Below are 16,279 nucleotides of genomic sequence, written 5' to 3'. Positions count from 1 at the left end.
TCAGCCGTCGGCGGCGACGGACAGCAGGATCTTGCCGATGTTCTCGCCCGCCTCCATGCGCGCGTGGGCCTGCGCTGCGTCCGCAAGCGGGAACTCTGAGTCGACGATCGCCTTGATCCCGCCGTCCATCGCCACCCGCCAGAACGTCTGGGCGATGTCTGCGACGATACGGGCCTTCTGCGCTTCGGGGCGTGCGCGCAGCGTCGTCGCCATGACCGTGAGGCGGCGGGGCAGCATCCGTCCGAGGTTCGCCTCCGCCTTGACGCCGCCCTGCAGCCCGATGATGGTGAGGCGTCCGTCGACTGCGAGCGCCTTGAGGTTGCGGTCGAGGTACTTCGCTCCCACGACGTCGAGGATCACGTCCGCGCCGTCGCCGGGGGTGTCGCCGTCCCCGGTGATCTCCCGGAGGCGCTCGACGAAGTCCTCTTCCTTGTAGTTGATGACGGCGTCCGCGCCCAGTTCGCGGCAGAAGTCGCCCTTGCGGTCGCTGCCGACCGTCACAGCGACCTTCGCGCCGTGGGACTTCGCCATCTGGATGGCGGCCGTGCCGATGCCGGATCCGCCGCCGTGGACCAGCAGCCACTCGCCGGGCGCGAGCGAGGCGGCTGTGAAGACGTTCGAGTGGACGGTGCACAGGACCTCGGGCAGAGCCGCGGCCTCGGCGAGTGAGAACCCGTCGGGGACGGCCAGCAGCTGGCCCGCGGGAACCTCGACCTGCTCCGCGTATCCGCCCTCGGAGAGCAGTGCTGCGACGCGGTCGCCCACTGCCCAGTCGGTCACTCCGTCACCGAGTGAGGAGATGGTGCCTGACACCTCGAGGCCGGGGATCTCATGCTCTGTGTTCGCGCCGGGCGGCGGGTTGTAGTGGCCCTGGCGCTGCAGGAGGTCGGCACGGTTGAGGCCCGCCGTGTGGACGTCGACGACGACGCTTCCGGGCCGTGCGGTGGGCGCGGGGATCTCCGAGACCGTGAGGACGTCGGGACCGCCGTGTTCGGTGAGGGTGATAGCACGCATGCCACCACTCTACGGCGGCTCAGACGAACATGCGGAAGAGCGGCGAATCCTGGCTGACGCGCTCGATCTGGAGCGGCGATTCGTCCATCCGCTCCAGCAGTCCGCCCAGGTCGGACGGCTGTCCCAGTGTGACCCCGACGAAAGCGGGTCCCGTCTCCCGGTCCGATCGCTTCATGTACTCGAACATCGCGATGTCGTCATCCGGTCCCAGGACCTCGTTGAGGAAGCGGCGCAGAGCGCCCGGCTCCTGAGGGAAGTCGACGATGAAGTAGTGCTTGATGCCTTCGTGGACGAGGGAGCGCTCGATGATCTCCGAATAGCGGGAGATGTCGTTGTTGCCCCCGCTGACGATGCACACGACCGTGGAGCCGGGAGCCACGGTGACCGGCGATCCGGAGCCGGTGGGGCCGACGGCCGCGGACGCCAGCGCCCCGGCGGGCTCGGCGATGATGCCCTCCACCTGGTAGAGGTCCAGCATCTCCGTCGCCGCACGACCCTCCGGCACGGTGAACAGCGGGATGTCGTGCTGCGCGAGCAGCTCGTAGGTGAAGTCGCCCGCCCTCCGCACTGCCGCACCGTCCGCGAACGAGTCGATGTTGCTCAGGGTGACGGGGCGACCGGCCGCCATCGCGGCCATCATCGACGCGGCGCCCTCCGGCTCGACACCGACGACCGTCGTGTCCGGCATGTGCACCGATGCGTAGGCGACGACCCCGGCCAGCAGGCCGCCGCCGCCCACCGGCACCACGATGATGTCCGGATCGTGGGGCAGCTGCGTGTGGATCTCCTGCGCGATCGTCCCCTGACCGGCGATCGTGAGGGGGTCGTCGAACGCGGAGACGACGAGTGCGTCGGTCACCTGGGCGTGGCGCTTCGCGAGATCCGACGCGTCGTCGTAGGTCGAGCCCTCGATCATCACGTCCACGTGCCGACCGCCGAAGTGGCGGATGCGCTCGATCTTCTGCCGCGGGGTCGTCTTCGGCACGAAGATCGTCCCGTGGACTCCGAGCGCGGAGCAGGCCCGTGCGAAGCCCTGAGCGTGGTTGCCCGCGGAAGCGCAGACGACGCCCCGCTTCCGCTCCGCCGCCGTCAGCTGCAGGATCATGTTGAACGCCCCGCGGATCTTGTAGGACCGCACCGCCTGGAGGTCCTCCCGCTTGAGGTGCACCGTTGCGCCCGTCGCGGCGGACAGGCGGTCGGAGACATAGAGGGGAGTGGTGATGACCTCATCGGCGATGCGCGCGGAAGCCGCCTCGACATCATCGGCGGTGGGCAGGGCACGGCGGGCGTTCTCATGGATCAGCACCCCTCAATTGTGCGTCATCGGAGAAATCCATGCGCGCAGGTGGCCTGTCCGTCCCACACCGTGGTCCGGTCCTTGGCTAGAGTCTATGAACGCGTGCGCCGTCGCACGGAGAGAATCGGTCGAGTAGCGGAGGGGACCACGCATGGCCATCAGCAGCGATCTGGAGCGTCTGCTCGCCCGCTGGCTGCCGCGCCAGCGATGGATGCCGGCACTGGGCGGACGTGCGGGCGAGGAGCCCGACATCACGCCCCTGTCCGTCGCGAGGATCGCCGAGGTCTCCGACGACGATGCGGGCACGGTGCAGTGCCTGCTCGTGGTGCTCACCGTCCGCGGCCCGCGCAGACACACCCGGCTGTGCGTCCCGCTGTCCGTGCGGACGGTCGAGGACTACGCCCTGCGTTCGCACCTGGTGGGCGTGGTCGATGATCTGCTGCTGGGGAAGAGCTACGTCTACGACGGCGCAGCGGACCCGGTCTTCGTGCTGGCGCTCGCCGACGCCATCGTCGACGCGCACGGGACCCCCGACGAGCAGCTCCAGTCGTTCCGTGCGGGCGATGAACTCCCGGACGCCGATCCGGCGCCCGTCCGCGGGCAGGGGCCGGAGCCGGGCGCGTCCCTGCTGGCGAGGGCGAGTGCTCACCGCTTCCGTCGGACCGACGGTCTGGGCAGCGAATCACGCGTCGAGATCGACGGACCGGCCGGGGTCTTCGCCCTCACGATCCTGCGCGAGATCGGTGCGGAGAACCCTCCCGCCGTGCGATACCCCTTGGCTCTCACCGCAGTGGAGTCCGCCTCCGTGCACCCCGCGGTGGGATGGTCGCAGACCCGGTGGTTCGACGACACGGATCTCACGACGATCGCGGCTCCGTTCGCGCTTCTGTCGCACGCGCTGCCCGAATCCCGCCGCGCCTGGCGGGCTGCAGTGGAGACGGCGCTGCGCGTGGACTCCGGATCCGTCGGCTCCTTCAATCGACAGGCGTCCGCACTGGGAACCGCGGTGGGCGGACTGCACGTCGACCTCGGCTCCGAATTCGGTCGCGTGAGGAGTGAAGGCGAACCCACCCGTCGCCTCATCCGCAAGTGGCGCGAGCGCATCGACTGGGCGATCAGCCGCGCGCCCGGCGCGCTGGGCTCCCTCGAACAGCAGCTGCGGGAGCACGCCGACTCCCTCGACGGGATCCACGGCCTCGGTCCGCTCCAGCGGGTCCACGGCGAGCTGACCCTCGACCACATATCGGTCGGCACAGCGGAAGGGCCCCGCGTCATCAGCTTCGCGGTGACCCCCGACGAGCCCCGGCCCGTGGAGATCGACCTCGTCGCGATGCTCCGCAGCATGGACTATGCCGCGGGCTATGCATGGCTGCAGCGGACGGGGTCTCTGGCCGAGGGCGAACCGCGCATCCGTGCTCTGGCGACCCGGGGACTGGAGGACACCGAGCTCCGCGACGACTACCTCGCAGCACCGGAGCATCTCTGGTACCGGCAGACGGCGAATTCGTTCCTGTCCGGGTATGCGCACGCGCTCGGCGAGACGAAGTCCGTCACGGACCCGCTGCTGCGCGCGGCGCTCATCGACCGGCTGCTCGTCGAGGTCGTCTCGGAGATGAGGGACCGACCCGCCTGGCTCATCGTCCCGCTGGCCGCGCTCGCCGCAGCGCTGGGTGACGGTTCGGACGATGCGGGCCGGACGAGTTCCGAGCATGGATCCGAGTCCGGGCACGCAGAGACCGATTCCGAGGCCGAGACCTCGACGGGGGGTCCGGACGAGGAGGACGACGTGTTCGCCCGTGCGGTCAGCGCCGGGACACGCGATGGCGGTTCCGCAGAAGACGGGTCCGTCATCGAGGTCGCGGCGGGTGCCGACATCCTTCCCGGCCGGACTGCTGTCGAGGACGACGGTGTGGGGAGATGGGGGCGTCGCTCCACGGAGCCGCCCGCAGAGGAATCCGCTGAGCCTGAGTCCGCAGAGTCGGAGCCCGCAGCAGAGGCGGCGGCAGCAGAGGAACCGGCTGCGGAGGAACCGGCAGCAGAGGAACCGGCAGCAGAGATACCGGCTGCGGAGGAACCGGCTGCGGACCGGCCCGCAGCAGGCGACCTCACAGCGGACGACCTCACAGCGGACGAGTCCGCGGGGAGCGAACCCGTTGCGGACGAGGCTCCCGAGACGCCAGGCGCCACCCACCCGATTGAGGATGCGGGGGCCGCCGCGTTCGGAGTGCCTCCGAAACCGGACCGGCTGCCGCCCGGTATGGCGCATTCGGGCCTGGTGGAGGACGAGGATCCGGACGCGGACGAGTCTCTGGATGAGGACGGGGCCGGCGAGGATGAGCGCGATTCCGCCGTGCCGCCGCGCAGTGCGCGAGACAGCCGGGGCGTCACAGACTGATCCTCTGAGTGAGACGATCCTGAATGAGCGATCAGTCATCCGATACTGTGCTGTGACAGACACCACTGCACGAAAGGGGTTCGGATGACACCGCAGACCGACCTGCGTCCGCTGAGCGCCGCTCAGGCACAGGCGTGGAAGGACCGGGTGCTGCCCGCCGTCGAACGGATCGCAGACGGCACGTGGGCGGTTCCCGTCCCGATCCCGGACAACCCTCTCCGGTATACCTACAGCTACCTCCTCGAGGCCGACGACGGCGTCGCGGTCGTGGACCCCGGATGGGACGGCGACGCGCGGCTCCAGGCGCTCCTGGAGGGCCTGTCAGGTGCGGGATACGCGCCGACAGACATCGTCGGGATCGTCGTGACCCACTATCACCGCGATCACCTGGGGCTGGTCCCGGCGCTGCTGAGCCTCCAGCCCGGAGCGTGGCTCGCCCTGCACTCCCATGACGTCGAATCGATCGACGCGTTCCGCGTCCGAGCGTCCCGCACGACTCCGTCCTCGCTCCTGGCGCTCGGTGCGGACCTGGGACTGCCCGAACAGCGGTTCGAGGAGCTGGCGAAGTCGTTCGGGGGGCGGGCGCGCTCCGCCGACCGGACGGTCTTCGCCTTCGACTGGCCCGATGCTCTGCTGAAGGTCGAGGACGAGGCGCTTCTGCCGATCGCCGGGCGTCAGATCCGCGTCCTGTGGACGCCGGGTCACACATTCGGGCACATCGCGCTCCACGACGAGGAGACGCAGACCTTCTTCTCGGGCGACCATGTGCTTCCGGGGATCTCGCCGAACATCGGCCTCGACGTCACCTCGATCGGACACAGCCTGGGCGACTACCTGGGATCGCTCGAGCGGATGCGCGAACTTCCCGAAGACGTGGCGGTGGCACCTGCTCATGGATTCCGCTTCGATGGTCTGCGCATCCGCGCCGACCAGCTGATGCAGCACCACGATCAGCGCCTGGATGAGCTGCGGGCGCGGGCCGCGGCCACGGACGACCAGTCGGTCTACTCGATGTGCCGCGGGATGGAATGGGCGCGCGGGTTCGAGGGGCTCGCCGGCTTCCAGCTCTACGCCGCCCTCATGGAGACGGCCGCGCACATGCACTATCTGGACATGCCCGTCCCGTCGCTGGACGGTACACGACAGGGAGCGTGACGACCATGGCACACACGTCTGCACTCACTCAGCCGGAGCTGGCCCGGCCCGTGTCGCTCCGCCTGCCGCCGGGAACGGTGGAGGAGCGGGGCCGCCGACGCGGGGAGGAACTCGCGTCGCTCATCCGTGCGGCCGTGGATGGCTACACGGCTCTCTTCGACGCGCGCGGCATCTCACGGGAGGACCAGGCCTCCGCGGCTGCCGAGAGCCTCGAGGCCCTCCATCGCTGGGACCCGCTCCAGCACGCGGAGGTCCTCGCTGTGGCGCAGGCGGCTCAGGTCGGCCCGCACGAGCTGGGGGTCGTGGTCGCCCGCACGGAGGTCCTCGCCGCTGCGGGGGTCGGAGAGCCCGAGTGCTCGACACTCGCGGGTCTCACCCCGACGGGGTCCGGAGTCGGCGCGCAGACCTGGGACTGGCAGCTCGAGCTCGCTCCCCTCTGGCACATCCATGAGGTGGATCCGGGCGAAGGCACGCTGGGACACGTCGGATTCGCCGAGGCCGGAATGCTGGGCAAGATCGGCATGAATGCGTCCGGGGTCGGCGTCATGCTCAACATCCTGGCGAACGACGGAGACCGTGCAGGCGGTGTGCCGGTGCACGCGGTCCTCGCCGCGGTCCTCAACCGGGCGACGAGCCTCGACGAGGCGCGGGACATCGTCCGGTCGGCGTCGACGTCAGCCTCCTCGACGATCACGATCGTGGCTCCCGACGGTGTATGCATCGTGGAGATCGGACCGCAGGGCACCGTCGAGCTGCCGGTCAGCGGCGTCGCGGCCCATACGAATCACTTCGTCGCGGACGAGCTGCAGACCGGCGCGCGGGAGCTGTCGTCGGAGACGCGCTCGCACGAGCGCCTCGCGCTGCTGCAGCAGCGCATCGACGGGATGTCAGCGGCAGGTGCGGCTGACGAGCTGGCGGCGCTGCTGTGCACCTCTCCCGCCGAAGCTCCCGTCAGTCTGCTTCCCGACCTGCAGAAACCGCGGTGGGAGCGCCTGGCGACACTGGTCAGTGTCCGCATGGACGCCGCGAGCCGCAGTATCGGGATCGCCGCGGGCAGCCCCGCGAAGGCCAGTGCCGACGACTGGGTCACTCTGACCGCGTGGCGCAGGTGAGGTCACTCTGACGGTGTGACGCCGGGTTCCCGCCTCTCAGGTGGGCTCCGCGCGAGCCATCGGGCCGCGAATGCTCCGAACCCGATGCCGAGGACGTCGGCGACCGCGTCGGCCGCTTCGCCGGATCGGGACTCCATGAAGAGCCCCTGGATCAGCTCGCTGACGATCGCGTGGCCCAGCATGAACACGATGACGGGCACCCACGGCAGACGCGCCAGCAGTGCGAAGGCCGTGGCGAGGAGGAATGACCCGGCGTGGAGCACCTTGTCCCCGTGCGGGGGCAGGGGCAGAGTCCCGTCGCCCGAAGAGGGTGTGTAGAACCCCACCGCCTGGACCAGCACCACGAGGATGCCGAGGACCAGCCACAGGCGCCGGAGCGGCGCGTGCTCACGGTTCACGGTCGACAGGTCCTCACGGCTCACAGCTCACGGCTCACGGATCCGTCGGGCCGCCGGGCTCAGCATCCTCATCGACTCCGGCGATGCCCAGGAGCGCGGAGACGAACACGTCACCGGTCCGGTTCTGCAGTGCCGTCATGAGCAGTCCCAGGACGGACACGTCGATGGTGACTCGGGCCTCGGGCTCGGCTTCGGTGCCGGGACGTGCCTCGGGGTCAGCGTGTGCGGGAGCTGCGTCGTCACCCGGATCCGGCACCTGGACGTAGGGCATCCCGTGGTCGGATCCGTCCGGGTCGTGCTGCCACGACCCTCCGAGCGTTCTGAGGAACGTCTCGCCCACGTACCGCATGAGGTCCTCGGCAAGACGCTGGTTCGCCGGGGCAGACGCCAGCGCGGGCGTGGGGAGTCGTGACACTGCGTAGGCCTCGATCCACGGCAGTGATGCGGGGGAGAGGTCCTTCACGAAGGTGCGCTCCTCGTCGCCGACTTCGACGGTCTCGGGGAGACCGTGTGCGATGAAGGCGTTCAGCCTGTCGTCCATCGAGCTGAGGAACGCGGTGAAGGCGTCGGTCTGGTCGGCAGATGCGGAAGACATCCCCACAGACTAGTCGGGACGTCCCGCCGACCGGGCACCCCGCCGACCGGCCGACCCGTCGCCCGGTCGCCCCGATCGCTGGGACAGCGCGTCAGTCGGCAGAGCACGGGAGCCGGGGCGGCGTCCGTCAGGACGGCGCGCTGTCCGTGCTGCCGCAGTCCTCGGGGAACTCGACGAAGCTCACGAGCACGGTGAGCAGCATGGACCGGTCGACGTCGACGGTGTCGGCGTCGGGGTGTGCGACGACGGCGTCCTTCGCCGCAGTGTCGTAGCAGCTGTGGCAGATGTCGACGAGCGTGCGCAGCGGCACCGTCGACCGGGCGCCGTAGTGCGTGAGGATGTCGGAGACCATCGTGTAGAGGCGCTCCTTGTGCGTGCGCGTGACGTCGTCCAGGCGCATCCGCAGTTCGGGGTGCCGCAGGGAGTGGACCTCGATGTCGCGCATCGCGATGATCCGGGTGGGCGTGCTGGAGAACGGGAACCGGAACTGCTCGAGCGCGTGGCGGAGGACGTCGCGCTGCGCCGCAGGACTGTCGGCAGTGTCGCCGTCGCCCGCTTCTGCGCCGCTGATCGCGCGGCCGCGGGCAGTCGGGCGGTCCGGGTCGCCGTCGAGTCGATCCTTGAGGTCCGATGCACCTGCGACCGCCAGTGCGAACTCCTCGTCGATGAGCGCGAGCACGAGCTCGTCCTTCGTCGCGTAGTTCGAGTAGAACGCGCCGCGGGTGAACCCGCCCTCCTCGCAGATCTCCTCGATCGAGGCGCCGGCCACACCACGGCGGGCGAAGACGGTGAGGGCCGCGTCCTGCAGGGCGGAACGGGTGCGCTGGCGGCGCTGGCTGATGGTCACGGATCCCCTCGGTGGTCGGTAGGGCGGTTCGAAGCGGTCCTGTGCGGCAGCAGTGAGTCTGCCACGCGAGTTTGCGTCGGTGCGAAACACCCGCCAGAATACATGACTGTATCCGATACAGTTCTGTATCGAGGCTGTCTCGACCGTTCTCCACTCGCTGTGCGAAAGGGGCCCCTTGTCCTCGTTCCTCTACGACCTCGGTCGATCGTGCTTCCACCGCCGCAGGAGCGTCGTCGCCGTCTGGGCAGTGCTGCTCGCCGTGATCCTCGGTTCGGTGGCGCTCTTCGCCCAGTCCTTCGAGGACGACTTCGAGCTGCCCGGCTCAGAGGCGCAGGAGGCGCTCGATTCCCTCGCGCTCACCTTCCCGGAGGTCTCCGGCGCGAGTGGCCAGGTCATCGTGGTCGCCGCGGACGGTGACAGCATCGAAGAGGCCCCGTACCGCGAGCGGATCGACGACGCGGTGGACGACTTCGGCGAACTCGACCACGTGGAGTCGGCGACGTCCCCCTTCGCGGAGGCGGTCGAGGGCACGATCAGCGACGCGGGCTCCGCAGCGCTCATCTCGCTCCAGTACGACGAGTCCGTCGAGAATCTGCCGGACACCACGCAGGCAGACCTGGAGAGCGCGGTCGACGCGCTCATCGCGGATCTTCCCGCAGGCTCCGAGGGCTCTCCCGGCGGTGAGCTCTTCAACGCCACGGGAGTGCATCTGTCGATCGTCGAGGTGATCGGCGTCATCGTCGCCTTCGTCGTCCTCCTCGTGACCCTCGGTTCTCTGCGCGCGGCCGGCATGCCGCTGATCTCCGCGCTGCTGTCCGTGGCGATCGGGCTGCTCCTGGTCGTCCTCGCGACGGCGTTCTTCACGGTGAACTCGACCACCCCGATGCTCGCGCTGATGCTGGGGCTGGCAGTCGGCATCGACTATGCGCTCTTCATCGTGTCCCGGCACCGGGCATTCCTGGAAGAGGGCCTGCCCGCGGACGAGGCCGCTGCCCGCGCCAACGCGACCTCCGGCTCCGCGGTGGTCTTCGCGGGCGTCACCGTCATGGTGGCGCTCACCGGACTGTCCGTGGCCGGCATCCCGTTCCTCGCAGTCATGGGCATCGCCGCGGCAGTCACCGTGGCCATCGCGGTCGCCGTCTCACTCACGCTGCTGCCCGCACTGCTGGGCTTCGCGGGGGACCGCATCCGGCCCTCGCAGAAGAAGGCCGCCGCTGCCCCCGTCGGCGCTGCCCCTGTCGCCCCCCGGCCCTCGCTCGCCCATCGCTTCTACTCCGGCTGGGTGCGGGCAGCCATCAGGGTCCCCGCTCTCACGATCGCGATCATCGTCGTGGGCCTCGGCCTCTTCATGATCCCCGCGTCGCAGCTCCAGCTCGCGCTGCCGAACGGCGGGGGAGCAGAGGAGGGTACGCCGCAGAAGGTCTCCTACGACCTCATCGCAGACGAGTTCGGGGAGGGCTTCAACGGTCCTCTCGTCGTCACGGCGGACATCATCTCGTCCGATGACCCGGTGGGCGACATCGAGGCGATGGGCGAGGACATCGAAGCCGTCGAGGGCGTCGAGCAGGTCGTCATGGCGACGCCCAACCGCAGCGCGGACACCGGCATCATCCAGGTGATCCCGACGACGGCGCCGGACGCACCGGAGACGGAGGCGACGGTGGAGAGGATCCGCGCGCTGGAACCGCAGCTGCTCGATGAGTACGGCCACCAGATCGCCGTCACCGGTGCGACCGCGCTCGCCATCGACATCAGCGCCCAGCTGGGCGGCGCACTGCTGCCGTTCGGCATCTTCGTCGTGGGCTTCTCGCTGCTGCTCCTCATGGTGGTCTTCCGCTCGATCGTCGTGCCGATCAAGGCGACCGTGGGCTTCCTGCTGTCCGTCATCACCGCGTTCGGCGTGGTCGTCCTCGTCTTCCACGAGGGTGTGTTCGCCGGACCCCTCGGGATCACGGACACCGGACCGGTCATCAGCTTCCTGCCGATCATCCTCATGGGCATCCTGTTCGGCCTGGCGATGGACTACGAGGTGTTCCTCGTGACGGGGATGCGAGAGGCGTATGTCCACGGCGCAGACGCGCGCACGGCGATCGTCAGGGGCTTCACGACCTCCGCGAAGGTCGTCACCGCTGCCGCGGTCATCATGATCGCCGTGTTCGGTGCGTTCGTCCCGACCGGCGAGCCGATCATCAAGTCGATCGCCCTGGGCCTCGCCGTGGGCGTGTTCACCGATGCGTTCCTCATCCGCATGACGCTGGTGCCGGCAGTGCTGGCACTCCTGGGTGACAGGGCCTGGGCACTGCCGCGCTGGCTGGACCGTCTTCTGCCCAAGGTCGATGTCGAGGGCGAGGGCCTCGTCCATCAGGTCGCGCTGCGCGACTGGCCCCATGCCGACGCTGCATACGCCGCCTACGGAGAGGGCCTCACGCTCGAGCACGCGGACAGCGCGCCCGTCTACGCCGATCTCGACGTCGCAGTGGCTCCCGGGGACGTGCTCGCAGTATCCGGGCACGGATCGTCGGCGCTGCTCCTGACGCTCTCCGGCAGGATCGTCCCGGATCACGGCACTCTCAAGGTCGCCGGTCTGGTGGTCCCGGAGGAGAACCGGAAGATCCGCCGCGAGGTCCCCTTCCTCACGCTCGACTCCCCGGACGCGGGACTCATGGTCGACGCGGCCGCGATGCGGCAGATGGCGAAGAACCCGCCCGCGCTCCTCGTCCTGGACCACGCCGACCGCGCCCATGACCGCGAGACCGCGGCGGCGACGGAGGCCCTCGTCCGCGCGGCCGTGGAGAACGGCTCCGCCGTCGTCCTGGGTCTCGTCGACCAGCGGGCCGACTGGATGATCCCGTCGCAGGTCCTCTGCACACAGCTCGATCTCGAGGCGGACCGCCTCGCCGCCCATTCCACCGGAGGTACGCACTGATGGCGATGTTCGAACGCGCCGACTCGGACAAGCGGGTCACCTGGCTCACCCTGGTGGGACTCGTGCTCGTCCCCGTCCTCATCGCAGCAGGCTTCGTCTTCGCCACGTGGAAGGCCGGTGACCGACTCGATCAGGTCACCGCCGCCATCGTGAACAGCGACGACGGAACGGAGATCGACGGGCAGCAGGTGCCGTTGGGCCGCCAGCTGGCCGCGGGCCTCGTCGACTCCGATGCGCAGCAGAACATCCGATGGGTGCTGTCCGACGAGGACGACGCCGCCGCTGGGCTGTCCGACGGCCGCTACGCCGCCTCTGTCACGATCCCGGAGGGATTCTCCGAGTCCGTGGCCTCCGGGACACGGGACGACGCGACGGCCGTGCAGCAGGCGACGCTCGACGTCGTGAGCTCGCGGACGTCCCCCCTGGCGGACACCGTCATCGTCCAGGCCATCACGTCCGCTGCGACCTCACAGTTCAACCAGATGTGGTCCGAGCAGTATCTGGACGGCGTCTTCGTGGGCTTCAACGACATGGGCGATCAGATGCGCGAGATGGGCGACGCCGCGGGCGATCTTGCGACCGGTGCCGATGAACTCGATTCCGGCGTGGGCGAGCTGTCCGACGGTGCGGGGCAGCTCTCCGACACGTCGGGTGAGATCACTGACGGTGCCGGTGCCCTGAACGACGGTGTCGGGGGTATCGCAGAGGGCGCCACGGGGCTCTCCGATGGGGCCAGCGCGCTGTCGGTCGGCATCGGACAGTTCGATGACGGCGCGCAGGAGCTGGCCGGTGGTGCCGGCGACCTCGCCGACGGCCTGCGCGAACTGCACGACGGTGTGGAGGAGCTGCCCGACCAGACGCAGCAGCTGGCCGACGGCGCGTCCGACCTGGACAGCGGTGCAGGGGACCTGAGCAGCGGGGTCGATGAATACACGACGGGGATCGACGAGATCCTCAGCGGCTTCGCCGGTGACGGCGACGACGGAGGCGTCCAGGACCTCGCCGATGGCCTGGGCGAGCTCGCCGACGGCGCCGACCAGCTGTCCGACGGTGCCCAGGGCGTGGCCGGCGGCCTGGAGGAGTACCAGTCCGGGCTCGAAGAGGGTGCTGAGGGCGCTGGCGGACTCGCGGAGTCGACCTCGCCGCTCACCGTGGACACGCTCGTGGACGCGGGTGTCGTGGGTGCGGACGAGGCCGCCCAGCTCGAGGGCCAGGTGGGCCGGCTGTGCGGAGAGGCTGAAGAGCCCGCCACCTGCGAGGACACTTTCCTCCGCGGGTTCGCCTCTGGCCTGGCCGGCGGACTCGGAGGTGCTGCGACCGGTCTTGACGAGCAGGACCCCGCCACTGGCATGTCACTCAACGACGGCGCGTCCGGTGTCGCGGACGGTGCCGACGAGCTGTCGAGCGGCGTCGGGGAGGCCCAGGACGGCGTCCAGCAGCTGGCCGATGGCATGACGGACCTGTCCGACAATGCTCCGCAGCTGCTCGAGGCCTCACAGCAGCTGCGGGACGGCGCCTCCGGCCTGTCCGAAGGGACCGGAGAGCTCTCCGACGGCGTCCAGCAGCTGGCCGACGGCATGGGGCCGGTGGCCGAGGGCGTGGAGCAGTCGAGCGACGGCGCGGGGGAGCTGGCCGATGGGGCCGGCGCGTTCGCAGACGGCGTGGGCGAACTCGGCGACGGCGCAGGACAGCTGGCCGACGGCGCGGGTGAGCTCGCGACGGGAGCAGGAGAGCTCGGCACCGGCGCGGACGAGTTCACCGTGGGCCTGGGCCAGTACACCGACGGTGTGGTGCAGCTGGCCGACGGCACGGCTCAGCTGCAGGATGGAACAGAGCAGCTGGCGGACGGGACCGGCGAGTTCGCTGACGGCATCGAAGAGGGTGCCGAGGAGGTGCCCAGCTACTCGGAGGAGGAGCGCGACGATCTCTCGAAGGCCGTGTCGCAGGCGATCGGAGGCGACGAGGACGGCTTCTCCGGCCTCACGCAGGGATCGACGATCGCGCTGCTCGTCATCATGGCGATGTGGGTCGGTGCGCTCATCACGTACACGATCGTGCGAGCCGTGCCCGCGCGGGCGCTCACCTCACGTGCCCCCTCGTGGCAGGTGCTCCTCGTCGGCCTGGGGCCGGGGCTGTTCGTCGGCCTCATCCAGTCGGTGGTGCTCGCGGTCCTCGCCCATGCCGTCCTGGGGCTCCCGGTCTTCGACTTCGCTCCGCTGCTGGTCCTGCTGCTCTTCGCGGCGCTCACCTTCGCCGTCGTCACCTTCGCACTGACCGCGCTGTTCGGCGGCGTCGGGCGCATCCTCGCCGTGGCGATGGTCGTGCTCGCGGTGGCCGGACGACTGGTGGGCGCCGTGCCCGGATGGTTCGACGCGGTCGCCCCATTCCTCCCGCTCACCCCGGCGATGAACGGGGTGGCCGCGCTCGCCGCGGGAGCGCCCGGAGTCGGAGCTGCGTTCGGAGGACTGCTGGGCTGGTTCGTGCTGGGTCTCGTCGGCGCGTTCAGCGCTGTCGTGCGCGGTCGCATGGCCGGCAGCAGCGGGCTGGCGCGACTGTCCCGCAGCGGCGCCTGAGCAGGGCCGTCGGACCGCTCCCGAGGTGCCGGTCGCTCAGTGAGGCGACAGGCACCTCGGGAACGGATCAGTCGAGTCCGAGGACGGCGCGGGCGACGGCGTCCGCATCGCGCAGCGTCTGCGCGTCGGTGTCCGGGTTGGCCGCGATGGCCAGGCCCAGCTGTACGGACGACAGCTGGAGTGAGAGGCAGTAGCGACGGGGGTGCACGCGTGCCTGGGCGTCGAGAGTGCGGTACGGGGAGCCGGTCACGGCGAGTCCCGAGGACGGGACGCGGGTGCCGTCCTCCAGGTCGTGCGCCGCCGCGCACAGCTGGCCGCGGTCGAGCATGCCCCGGATCAGGGAGTCGTCGGCCTGCTGGACGCGGTTCGCGGGCGAGCTCGCGTCGATGAGTGCACGAGCGCGGAGCGAGCCCGGCGCAGCCGGACTCGTCGCGATGAAGGCCCCGGGCTCCCCGGGGCGGGACGTGGTGATGCGGACCTGCGGGCCCGCGAAGTCGACGAGTCCAGCCTCTGCGAGGGCCATGAGCTCTGCGAAGCGCTGCGGTGGCGGCCCGTCGCACAGTCCGGAGACGAAGTCCTCGAACCAGCCGCGCACCTCACGGATGAAGCTCGCCGGGGCGAGCCTGTCGTCGACGACGAGCTCCTTGAGCAGGGCGCGGGCCTGCCACAGGACGGGGAACAGCGATTTGAGCGGTGAGTGCGCCGGGCCGATCAGCGACTCCTCCAGGTCCGTGCGGAGGAACTCCATGAGTGCGGCGCGCAGCGATCCCCGGTCGGGGAACGACCCATCGCCCAGGGGGCGGAGGAGGCGGCGCATGGTGAAGACGAGGTGGGGTTCGGCGGCGATCACCTCTGCCCGCAGCACGCGCTCTTCGCGGATGTGCCACCGCTCGGACTCGTGCGCCGCGCCTTCTGCCACGACCCGCTCGACTCCGGTGGCGAGAGCGCCCAGCAGCTTCGACGGGTCCTCCGCGAACACATCGGGGCGCGTGCGGGCCAGCGTCGAGTACCAGGCGGAGCGCAGGTCCGCGAGGATGAGCGGCCACAGCTGTGCGTCGAAGCGCAGTCCGTCGCCGTGCAGCGGGAGTCGCGCGATCGTCTCCGGCGTGAAGAACCGCAGCTGCTGCTCCGGGTCAGCCGGCAGCGGGTGCGCCGGGGTGATCGGTTTGGAGCGGTAGGGGACGCCGCGGCGCGAGCCCGGGAGCAGGATGGGTTCGTCGCCGCTGGGCGTGTACGTGAGTGCGAGGGGACCGCGCTCCGGAGCGGGGCGGAATGTGCCTCCGCGGCCGTGGGTCAGCAGGGCCTGGAGGTCGAAGAAGTTGAGTCCGAATCCGCGGATGAGGACAGGTTCGCCCGGCCGCAGCGTGTCGACGGGCGTCTCTGCCGGCAGGCCCGGAGGGAGGTACGCGAGACCTGCGTCGCGGGCGAAGCGGCGCCACCGAGTGCGCTCATCGCTCAGGGCGGCCGGGATGTGGCCCACGCAGAGGACCGCTGCGTCGACGTCGACGCAGCGGCCGTCGGACAGCCGCAGCGTCTGCGCGTCGGACGGGGCGTCGAGGATCGTCGTCACCTCGAACGGTTCGTGGACGATCTCCACGTGGTCCGGGGCTGAGGCCGTGATCTGCTCCCAGCTCCAGGCGAGGTAGCGCCCGTAGTCGCGTCGCTGTGGGAACCGACCCGCGGGCGGTGCGGACTCCGCCCACTCCGCCATCGTGGGGCCCGTCCCGCCGTGTGCGACGTCGCAGGCGGCGTCGGGGAACACCGTCTGCTCCTCCAGGACGGTGTTCATGAGCAGATGCGGAGACTGGTCCGTCCGCCACACGCGACCGGCTCCGGGCGCGTACGGGTCGACGATCCGGATGTGGAGGGGAGAGCCGGCATCGACGGCGTGGGCGACCAGCCGTTCGAGCACGGTGAGGCCGCGGGGGCCCGCACCGATGATGCCGACCCGCAGGGGGACGGTCACC

At 70.2% G+C, this 16,279-nt stretch carries 11 protein-coding genes; 5 read left to right on the top strand and 6 right to left on the bottom strand.

The window, feature by feature from the left end; translation table 11 throughout:
• On the bottom strand, positions 1 to 1,014 hold the full coding sequence (locus BJEO58_RS01515; protein ID WP_101587086.1) for an NAD(P)H-quinone oxidoreductase: 1,014 nt from the start codon (positions 1,012 to 1,014) through the stop codon (positions 1 to 3).
• A 19-nt stretch (positions 1,015 to 1,033) separates the two neighbouring features.
• Positions 1,034 to 2,320, bottom strand: a complete 1,287-nt coding sequence (ilvA, locus tag BJEO58_RS01510; RefSeq protein WP_373270396.1) for a threonine ammonia-lyase IlvA — start codon at positions 2,318 to 2,320, stop codon at positions 1,034 to 1,036.
• 142 nt (positions 2,321 to 2,462) lie between these two features.
• Between ilvA and BJEO58_RS01505 the strand changes: the two genes are divergently transcribed.
• The 3 genes from BJEO58_RS01505 (at position 2,463) to BJEO58_RS01495 (ending at position 6,973) form a co-directional block, all read left to right on the top strand.
• Positions 2,463 to 4,706: a maltokinase N-terminal cap-like domain-containing protein gene (locus BJEO58_RS01505; RefSeq protein ID WP_101587084.1), complete on the top strand. Its 2,244-nt coding sequence runs from the start codon at positions 2,463 to 2,465 to the stop codon at positions 4,704 to 4,706.
• An 84-nt stretch (positions 4,707 to 4,790) separates the two neighbouring features.
• Complete coding sequence (locus BJEO58_RS01500) at positions 4,791 to 5,861, top strand: MBL fold metallo-hydrolase (protein ID WP_101587082.1); 1,071 nt, start codon at positions 4,791 to 4,793, stop codon at positions 5,859 to 5,861.
• 5 nt (positions 5,862 to 5,866) lie between these two features.
• Positions 5,867 to 6,973: a C45 family autoproteolytic acyltransferase/hydrolase gene (locus BJEO58_RS01495; RefSeq protein WP_180951781.1), complete on the top strand. Its 1,107-nt coding sequence runs from the start codon at positions 5,867 to 5,869 to the stop codon at positions 6,971 to 6,973.
• Positions 6,974 to 6,975: 2 nt separating this feature from the next.
• On the opposite strand, the gene BJEO58_RS01490 is transcribed toward BJEO58_RS01495, so the two are convergent.
• The 3 genes from BJEO58_RS01490 to BJEO58_RS01480 form a co-directional block, all read right to left on the bottom strand.
• Complete coding sequence (locus tag BJEO58_RS01490) at positions 6,976 to 7,371, bottom strand: VanZ family protein (protein ID WP_144573794.1); 396 nt, start codon at positions 7,369 to 7,371, stop codon at positions 6,976 to 6,978.
• A gap of 34 nt (positions 7,372 to 7,405) precedes the next feature.
• Complete coding sequence (locus tag BJEO58_RS01485) at positions 7,406 to 7,966, bottom strand: hypothetical protein (protein WP_101587076.1); 561 nt, start codon at positions 7,964 to 7,966, stop codon at positions 7,406 to 7,408.
• A gap of 127 nt (positions 7,967 to 8,093) precedes the next feature.
• Positions 8,094 to 8,813: a TetR/AcrR family transcriptional regulator gene (locus BJEO58_RS01480; RefSeq protein ID WP_101587074.1), complete on the bottom strand. Its 720-nt coding sequence runs from the start codon at positions 8,811 to 8,813 to the stop codon at positions 8,094 to 8,096.
• A 175-nt stretch (positions 8,814 to 8,988) separates the two neighbouring features.
• On the opposite strand from BJEO58_RS01480, the gene BJEO58_RS01475 reads away from it, so the two are divergent.
• Positions 8,989 to 11,739: an MMPL family transporter gene (locus BJEO58_RS01475; RefSeq protein ID WP_101587072.1), complete on the top strand. Its 2,751-nt coding sequence runs from the start codon at positions 8,989 to 8,991 to the stop codon at positions 11,737 to 11,739.
• Complete coding sequence (locus tag BJEO58_RS01470) at positions 11,739 to 14,312, top strand: YhgE/Pip domain-containing protein (protein ID WP_246075923.1); 2,574 nt, start codon at positions 11,739 to 11,741, stop codon at positions 14,310 to 14,312. Before BJEO58_RS01475 ends, BJEO58_RS01470 begins: the two co-directional genes overlap by 1 nt.
• 67 nt (positions 14,313 to 14,379) lie before the next feature.
• On the opposite strand, the gene BJEO58_RS01465 is transcribed toward BJEO58_RS01470, so the two are convergent.
• Positions 14,380 to 16,278: an FAD/NAD(P)-binding protein gene (locus BJEO58_RS01465; protein WP_101587070.1), complete on the bottom strand. Its 1,899-nt coding sequence runs from the start codon at positions 16,276 to 16,278 to the stop codon at positions 14,380 to 14,382.
• Between the last annotated feature and the right edge of the window lies 1 nt (position 16,279).

The organism is Brevibacterium jeotgali, from assembly GCF_900169175.1.
GTDB lineage: Bacteria > Actinomycetota > Actinomycetes > Actinomycetales > Brevibacteriaceae > Brevibacterium > Brevibacterium jeotgali.
Note: the sequence above shows the minus strand (reverse complement) of the source record. Positions and strands in the feature narration are given on the sequence as shown.

What these genes read in the sequence shown, in the direction of transcription:
- BJEO58_RS01505 (WP_101587084.1), top strand. Translation starts at nt 2,463, where the DNA reads ATGGCCATCAGCAGCGATCTGGAGCGTCTGCTCGCCCGCTGGCTGCCG.
- BJEO58_RS01470 (WP_246075923.1), top strand. Translation starts at nt 11,739, where the DNA reads ATGGCGATGTTCGAACGCGCCGACTCGGACAAGCGGGTCACCTGGCTC.
- BJEO58_RS01495 (WP_180951781.1), top strand. Translation starts at nt 5,867, where the DNA reads ATGGCACACACGTCTGCACTCACTCAGCCGGAGCTGGCCCGGCCCGTG.
- BJEO58_RS01500 (WP_101587082.1), top strand. Translation starts at nt 4,791, where the DNA reads ATGACACCGCAGACCGACCTGCGTCCGCTGAGCGCCGCTCAGGCACAG.
- BJEO58_RS01485 (WP_101587076.1), bottom strand. Translation starts at nt 7,966, where the DNA reads ATGTCTTCCGCATCTGCCGACCAGACCGACGCCTTCACCGCGTTCCTC.
- BJEO58_RS01515 (WP_101587086.1), bottom strand. Translation starts at nt 1,014, where the DNA reads ATGCGTGCTATCACCCTCACCGAACACGGCGGTCCCGACGTCCTCACG.